Consider the following 7586-nt stretch of genomic DNA (forward strand, 5'->3'; position numbering starts at 1 on the left):
TGGCGGGCTTGTTCGTCCATTCGCTAACACAAATCCTTTTTCAGGATCGAGAACGGATAGTTCAAAATCGACAAAGCGAATGAGTGCCTCATCTACTGGAATGGTATAAGAAGATTCCAGTAAATGAACGCCTCGTTCCTCCATCCCCTGAACAAATTCATGTTTGATAAGTTGTCCACTATCACTAATCACATAATTGGAAGGATCTGAGTTCCCTTCAACATATAACGCATCCGCTTTGTTGTCGATTCCTTCTACTAATTGATAAAAAGGAGTGTAATCTACTTTTTTATCATCTAGAATGTCGCCCGTAAAAATAATGGAGTCATAGTTCAGTGAATTAATTTGGTCAATAAGTTTCTGTTGATTTGATCCGAATGTTCTTCCTTGCAGATCGGTTATCTGCAAAATGTTATAGCCTTCAAGTTCCTCAGGCAAGTTCGGAATACTGACATCCTGTTTGACTATCTTGATCCTGGAATTATCCCAGACTGTATAAATAATAATGATTACAAATAAAACTACAACCAATAGTAATCCTCGTAAAATCAGTTTCTTCACTAGACTCGACTCCTAATTAGCAGGGCTAATTCTCATTATAGAAAGGCTTTAAGTACACTTGATATCCGCTGCCTGTATAAGCGAATATAGTTAAGAATTAAAATAGAGCTCTCTTCTTGTTTCAACTGCTTTCCAACATTTCTCCCATTCGGAACGAGCCATCTTCCTATTTCTCGAAGACGATGGTGAAAAGCATCATAACTTAAAAATTGATAATCGAAGAAAATAAGATATGAGGTAAGTGGATGATGTCGCTTCTTCTTATACCACGGGGTGGTTAACTCAGGAAATGGCATCAAACTCTCTAACATAGGAAATTGATCATAAACCTCTGATAAGGTCCGTAACATACGCTTCAATGTAGAATGTTTCCGAGCCATCGACATTAAAGCATCTGTTGAAATCTGTTGATGGGACAGAAAAATGATTTGAATCAGATCTAAATAATGACGAGTGCTGTCCAAGTTATGCCTCCATGCATGAAGGCACATGAAATAAAACGTGTGAAGAGGAGATAAATTCTTCACATGGGTATACCCTTCCAGTGGCTCTGCCTCGACAAAAAATTCAATTGGGTTAAGATGAGTATTGGACTCATTCATGAGATTCCAGTGAATTTCAACGACCAACGGAACGGGTGAACCCGGGATGTTTTTACTTAAAGACATGTGAAAATGATTCTCTATTCGTTCTTCTTCAATGTCGAAGCCGATGGATTTCACGACTTGAACAACCTTTTCTACTTCTTCTTCCTTCACCAGCAAGTCAATGTCTGATGTTGCTCTTGCCCCTGGATGACCGAAATATTTTTCACCAAAATATACACCTTTAACTGAAATTACTTCGATCGCAAGCTGCTCTAGCTTGTCGAAAATCTTCTTCGTTTGATTCTTGATGAACAAATTTTGATAAAGTACCGGCTTGCTGTCTTCCATCAATCCAACTTGAAAAAACAAAGGTGAACTCTCAAATTGTCCATTCCGTTTCAACAAATACATTATTTGAGGAGATATTTCCTGTGCTCGAATCTCCTTTAGAATTTGGTGATAGTGTTCCGGTCGATAACTAAGGGGCTTTTGCTCATATATTTGCTGGATATAGTTTTGAATCATGCCCACACCTTCTTTCCCTTAAGCACGTATGGAAACAACTTCTGGATGATTATAGTCTTGAAAATAGCTCTGATGATACAAGTCTCTGTAAAGTCCATCTACATGAATCAGCTGTTCATGTGTCCCTGTTTGAACGATTTCTCCTTGATCCATCACCATGATCTGATCCGCCTTTTGGATCGTTGATAGTCGGTGAGCAATAACAAGAGTGGTTCGTCCTTTCATCAAGCGCTCAAGAGCCTCTTTTACGATATGTTCTGTCTCATTATCTAGAGAAGAAGTGGCTTCATCAAGCAATAATATTGGAGCATCTTTTAATAAAGCTCTTGCTATTGCTAAACGCTGCTTCTGCCCTCCAGATAGCCTGACTCCTCTCTCTCCAACCTCCGTGTCGTATCCTTCAGGTAAGGACTGAATAAACGAATGAATATTTGCACTCATAGCAGCCTCCATCATGTCCAATTCAGTCATTTCTTCATGAGCAACGCGTAGGTTTTCCCGAATGGTACCACTAAATAAAAAGGTTTCCTGTGGCACATAAGCGATTGATTGACGCAAGCCTCGCAGATTCTTTTCATCAAGGGGGACACCATCCATAGAGATCGACCCTGATTGTGGTTGATAAAACCCTTGTAACAAATAAAATAATGTTGACTTCCCTGCCCCGCTCGGCCCAACGATTGCTGTCATCTCTTTGGCAGGTATGGTTACCTCTAATTGTTGAAATACAGGGTGTTTTTCATCATAACTAAACGTTAACCCTTCTACCTTTATCTGTCCTTCATAGTCAAAGGGTAATGTTTCCAAAGAATTCGCTTCTCTGGGCTGATCAAGAACCTTTAATATTCTCTCAATCGCTGAAACGGATCGTTGATAACCTGCCCATTGGCCAGCCAGTCCTGTCAGTGGATAGACTAAATGATTAACCAGATTGATATAAGTCAAAAGCGCTCCAACCGTAAGAACCTGATCGGTCACAAAATACGTTCCCACAGCTAAGGTTGTTAAAAAAGTCACCATACCTACCGCTTCGCCGCCCGTATTAAACCAGCCTCTTAACTTAGCATCTTTGACTTCAAGTTGATACAACTTCTCATTGCTTTGCTTATATTTGTTTCGAAAAAGTGTTTCAAGCGTGAATGAACGGATCACCATAAACCCTTGAAATGTCTCGTTCAATGTCTTGCTGATTTCTCCCATGAGCTCATGAATATCTCGGCTATTATTTCTTAACCAAATACCGAAAACCGCTCCTCCGACAATCGCGAAAGGAACGACCAGAAGAATCACTAACGTCAATACCCAATTAATATGAATCAAATAGATAAAAACGGTTATAGAAATGATAGGCACACGGATAAGATTAAGCAATCCTCTTCCGATCACACCTTCAATTTGATGGAGGTCATGGGCAAAATGGGACAATAATTCTCCAGAATGATAACTGGAAAAATGTCTGCCTTGCATGTGAACGACATGCTCATAAACATCGTTGTTAAAATCTTTTTTAACACCATTCAATGCGATCGTTTCAAGGTACGTATCCAAAAAGTTCACAGTCATACTGAGTCCGGAAATTCCTATCCCAGCAATGATAAGCCAACGTAACCGGACGAAATTACTCTGAACGGCAGCGTCAATGACATTTCCGAAGAACCATGCAAATGCAAGAGCTAACGCAATATCCAAAAGCAGTATAACGAAAAGGCCTAAATACGCTTTTTTATGCCTTACTACATATGGAAACAACAGTTGAATGATTCGTTTCATTTCTGCGAACGAAAAATAGCGACGAACCTCTGTACTCTTCAAAAAGTTACTCACAAACATCGCCTCACACTTATATTCCTTTTTTATTTAGATAGAATCGAAGAAAGGAAGACATTAGAGGAAAAGAAAGAACACTCCATCCCCACAACTTACACAAGTGATCGAAAGCCAATATGGAACGTTTTCTTCTTTTGACATAGAGAAGTTTTCCGATAATGTCCTTTTCCATAATCCATTGATCTTTCCCCAAGTTTGTATCGCCCTTACATTGAAATACGATTTTCCCTTCCACTTCTACTTTCTCAATCAACCGGTGCCCGATGAGCTCACCGTTCAAATGAAAAAGTAAAACTTCACCTTTCGTTAGTTGGTCAGGACGGCATGAGACAAAACGACATGTGTCCCGTTGCTTGATCAATGGATACATGCTGGTACCAAGAGAGGGTAAATCGATAAATCCTTTCTTATTGATCACATGCTGAATGGCAAAAGCATGCACAGGCTTAACTGACATCTTCAATGAGCCCGCATTCCTGCAATTTTAATAAAAAAAACCCTACGTCCTCTGCTGCAACTTGTTCTTTCACATGATACTGCTTACTTACTTTAGAGACGATAGCTTCAGTCGTCTGCTCATCCGCAAGCTGTTCCCAGCAAAAGTTTCCAACTTCATTTACGGTGGTCACAGTATAATCTTCCAGGTTCATAATCATCCATTCTTCATCTACTTGCATCACTTCATGAAATCCTTTTCTTTTATAACCACTCATTATGAAATCAACTCCCAAAAAGAAGGATCTTTTTTAAAATGAAGTTCATGAATCGGAACTTGATCCACGGTTCTTTTCAACAAATTCATAACCATAGACATCTGTTCTGGCGAATAGGACCAGTAAAAGACTTTATCAATTAACTGCATCAAGCCTATGCTTTTCTTAAGAGACCGTTTATCATTCATCTCTGCCTGATGAAGAAGCTGAATACTGGATAGATGTAACGAACCATCTATGTTACTTGATCGCAGCTCACTCCAAAACGGAGACGGGTAGACCTTGATACCCTCATCGGTTACTTTAAGAATTGTCGCCTCATCGGAAAGCAGTGCTCTAGGCTGAGACATTTTGGCTACCGTAGATTTTCCTACCCCTGAATGTCCTGAAAAAATATGGGCCTGTTCTTTATCGATTGCGCACGAGGAATGAATCAGCAATCCCCAGTTTTGATGAACGATGTAAGCACTGTATAAGTTCATGAGTGCATGTTTTAAGCCTAAGTCATTATGGAAAAACAAAGTTGCATGCTCATAATTAGCGTCTACCTCTACCAAATAATCCGCTCGTTGAAAGGTTATCCATTCAGGGGTCGAGGTGATTTCCACTTCGTAGTCTAAGAAAGGGCGACCATAGCCTTCTTGCAAGCGTAAAGTCAAATCTGCCTTTCGATTCACAGATGTAATAAAAGAGTCATAACTTGCTAGACATATCGGAGAATATTCCCCCGTTACCTCAATAAAGTGCTCTCCAATGGCTAACATCGTATTATCCATGATCAAACTCCTCCGTTTGGGGAGTGCATGAAGGGTTCATGCACTCCTATAATTATTTACCTTTTAGGATGAGGTTTTTTTGGAGTGAAAGGATCGTTAGGATAATTGTCTCCATCACTCTTCCCATCATCACCTGATACCGGGCCACGACCTTTATTCCAACTCTGAGAAGTTTCAAACTGAATGGGACGATGATCCAAAACCTCAGGTGAACGATACATTTGCTTTGTCATGTTAACTTCCTCCTCTTTTATTCTTAATAGAGAACAAAAAACCAAAAATTTTTTGTTCTTATGGAACTACCTTCATTTGGTTGCCTAACAAATGGCTAAACACATTTTTCTTATCTTGAGCGAGTTGGTTGAACTCACCTTGCTGAATAACTTCTCCTTGCTCAAGGACAATCACCTGATCAGCATTACGAATTGTTGATAACCGGTGAGCAATAACAAGAATCGTCATCTTGCCTTTAAGTCGATCAATCGCCTGTTGAATTTTCAACTCATTCTCTGTATCCAAAGCACTTGTCGCTTCATCCAGAATTAAAATCGACGGATTCCTAAGAATCGCACGGGCCAAAACGAGACGCTGTCGTTCTCCCCCAGACAATTTGATCCCGCGATCCCCAATCACCGTGTCTAAACCATGTGGCAGCTTGCTGACAAACTCGGCAGCAGAAGAAAATTCTAAAGCTTCCCATAAACTTTCTTCACTAGCATCAGGATCAACCAGTTCCAGGTTTTCACGGATACTCGTATTAAATAGAAAAGGATCTTGAGGTACATAGCTAATCATTTGACGAAGAGAACGTAGATCGTGATCATGAATGGGCTCGCCATCGATCATTACCTTTCCTTTTTCAGGTTGATTCAGTCCCATCAAAAGGTCTATTAGTGTACTTTTTCCTGCTCCAGATTTCCCTACAAAGGCTGTCATCTGGTTGACGGGCATCTTTATATTCAGTTTCTTAAGCGCATAGTCTTGACCTGTTCCATATTTGAAATAAACATCCTTACATTCAATCGAGTCGTTGATCGACATCGCTTTTGTCTCATGTAAGACATCGTTAAATTCTTTGTTTTCCTCGGATTCCTGCTGCATTCGAATCACTGCGTGTAAGGATGGAATCACCTGTGCTATTTGTTCCATGGAAGCTTGAATTCCTGTAACTCTTGGCCATAATCTGGAAAAGATGACGACTACAAGCATAAGTTGACCAGCCTGAGCATTAAAGAAGTTGATTGCGAGATAGATAAATCCGGCAATTAATACAGCAGATGCCATCTTATAATAGAGTCTCGAAGTTGCTTTTAATCTCGTAAATTCAATTTGTTCATCTTGTATGCCTTTCGTGACATCTTTAGCCCAAATCATTCTTGAAGCCTCTAACGTATTGCTTTTCACATCTTTGATGCCACTGATTTGATCGGTGACGCCTGCATAATATTGCCGGTTCAGTTCATAATTACGTTTCCCGAGAGATAGTGATTTTTTTAAGAACTGTCGATTAAATAAAATAAGAATGAATCCGCAAGCTAGCACAAACGTGGTAATGTTCGGCGATAAGATAAAAGCGAGTCCCACTTGAATACACGTGGAAACAAGTGAAGCAGCAAATTGTAAAAAAGCTTGTGTGCCTCCTGCTGCCTTCGAAATTTCTGTCATTAAGATATTGACTAAATCAGACTTTCTATTTTTAAGATAAAAACTCCAATTCGCATGTAATAAGGAACCATATGTTCTGAGTCTTAAATACCTCATGAACCCTTGATGAATGATGGCATTACGCACGGTGATTTTTCTCTGTAATAGATTCTGAGCTGCGACAATGATCACGTAAAACAATAAAATAAGGGGGAGCCCCATTTCTGGTGGGATGCGTTCGAGAAAAACGAACCATTCGATAAAGGGTAATGCTTGTGAACCGAAATCCACAATGCCACTCATGCTGATGAGAGGAATTAAGAGCAGGATGCCTACCCCTTCAAGCAAACCGATCAAGGTCATTGCGATTAAGTTCACGTAGAGAATTTTTCCAGCGTACGAATGGATTTGCTTTAGAAAATACAGGACGTGTGTCATGAATACGGTCCTCCTAGGTTAATACATGTTTCTTTGTCGTCTTCCTCCATCCCCACAGAAATGGACGCAGAGGGAAATATAAGAAATGAAGGCGTTTCGGTAAAGGTAATAATTGAGCGTCCTCAGGATAAGGGTGCAGGAAGCTCAATATAAAGAATAATTTCTGCTGGTAAGACATTAAAGCAAATAAATGACGTTTATGATAGTGGGCTACTTCTTCTGGTAAGGGAAGATTATGCAAGTTAATCATGGTTTCGAGGTAAAAGACGGCTTGTTGAGCGAGACTGTGAGATTTTTTATTCAGTTTTACTTCGCCATTTACTGGAGAAGCTAGTAGTTCAGAAGATAGAATGCAGGCTTGAGCACCTTCTTCTTGGAAATGGTAACGGCTTAAATTGCTATTTACTTGTACCCAAGATAGATCCTGCTTCATTAACTGATGAATATCGACTAACCAGCGGAGTCGCGACCAGCCATGCCGTGCCCCATGAGAAACTAAAAATAAAAATAAGTCT

Annotated in this window: 8 protein-coding genes and 1 pseudogene; all 9 read right to left on the reverse strand. The window is 39.9% G+C overall.

Annotated elements, in window-relative coordinates:
* Nucleotides 1–561: pseudogene (locus LD39_RS08570) on the reverse strand (hypothetical protein); the annotation flags it as partial.
* Between the two features lie 35 nt (nt 562–596).
* Entirely contained in the window at nt 597–1673 is a 1077-nt protein-coding gene (locus LD39_RS08575) for a nucleotidyltransferase family protein (RefSeq protein ID WP_052158782.1), read from the reverse strand.
* Nucleotides 1674–1691: 18 nt separating this feature from the next.
* Nucleotides 1692–3503 carry an ABC transporter ATP-binding protein gene (locus LD39_RS08580; RefSeq protein ID WP_035545213.1) on the reverse strand — a complete coding sequence of 604 codons (1812 nt, stop codon included), beginning with the start codon at nt 3501–3503 and terminating at the stop codon, nt 1692–1694.
* 10 nt (nt 3504–3513) lie between these two features.
* On the reverse strand, nt 3514–3963 hold the full coding sequence (locus LD39_RS08585) for a hypothetical protein (protein ID WP_052158783.1): 450 nt from the start codon (nt 3961–3963) through the stop codon (nt 3514–3516).
* A complete protein-coding gene (locus LD39_RS08590; RefSeq protein ID WP_035545214.1) occupies nt 3947–4213 on the reverse strand; it encodes a PqqD family protein in 267 nt (88 codons plus the stop codon). Before LD39_RS08590 ends, LD39_RS08585 begins: the two co-directional genes overlap by 17 nt.
* Nucleotides 4213–4989: a hypothetical protein gene (locus LD39_RS08595; protein ID WP_035545215.1), complete on the reverse strand. Its 777-nt coding sequence runs from the start codon at nt 4987–4989 to the stop codon at nt 4213–4215. The genes LD39_RS08590 and LD39_RS08595 overlap by 1 nt, the downstream gene beginning before the upstream one ends.
* A 56-nt stretch (nt 4990–5045) precedes the next feature.
* Entirely contained in the window at nt 5046–5222 is a 177-nt protein-coding gene (locus LD39_RS22570; RefSeq protein ID WP_156112596.1) for a hypothetical protein, read from the reverse strand.
* Between the two features lie 58 nt (nt 5223–5280).
* Entirely contained in the window at nt 5281–7071 is a 1791-nt protein-coding gene (locus LD39_RS08600; protein ID WP_035545216.1) for an ABC transporter ATP-binding protein, read from the reverse strand.
* A 13-nt stretch (nt 7072–7084) separates the two neighbouring features.
* Nucleotides 7085–7586, reverse strand: a 502-nt coding sequence (locus LD39_RS08605; RefSeq protein ID WP_035545218.1) for a nucleotidyltransferase family protein, incomplete at its 5' end; no start/stop codon positions are given.

It is taken from the genome of Halobacillus sp. BBL2006 (assembly GCF_000786645.1).
Classification (GTDB): Bacteria; Bacillota; Bacilli; order Bacillales; family Halobacillaceae; genus Halobacillus.

What these genes read in the sequence shown, in the direction of transcription:
- LD39_RS08575 (WP_052158782.1), bottom strand. Translation starts at nt 1,673, where the DNA reads ATGATTCAAAACTATATCCAGCAAATATATGAGCAAAAGCCCCTTAGT.
- LD39_RS08580 (WP_035545213.1), bottom strand. Translation starts at nt 3,503, where the DNA reads ATGTTTGTGAGTAACTTTTTGAAGAGTACAGAGGTTCGTCGCTATTTT.
- LD39_RS08590 (WP_035545214.1), bottom strand. Translation starts at nt 4,213, where the DNA reads ATGAGTGGTTATAAAAGAAAAGGATTTCATGAAGTGATGCAAGTAGAT.
- LD39_RS08595 (WP_035545215.1), bottom strand. Translation starts at nt 4,989, where the DNA reads ATGGATAATACGATGTTAGCCATTGGAGAGCACTTTATTGAGGTAACG.
- LD39_RS22570 (WP_156112596.1), bottom strand. Translation starts at nt 5,222, where the DNA reads ATGACAAAGCAAATGTATCGTTCACCTGAGGTTTTGGATCATCGTCCC.
- LD39_RS08600 (WP_035545216.1), bottom strand. Translation starts at nt 7,071, where the DNA reads ATGACACACGTCCTGTATTTTCTAAAGCAAATCCATTCGTACGCTGGA.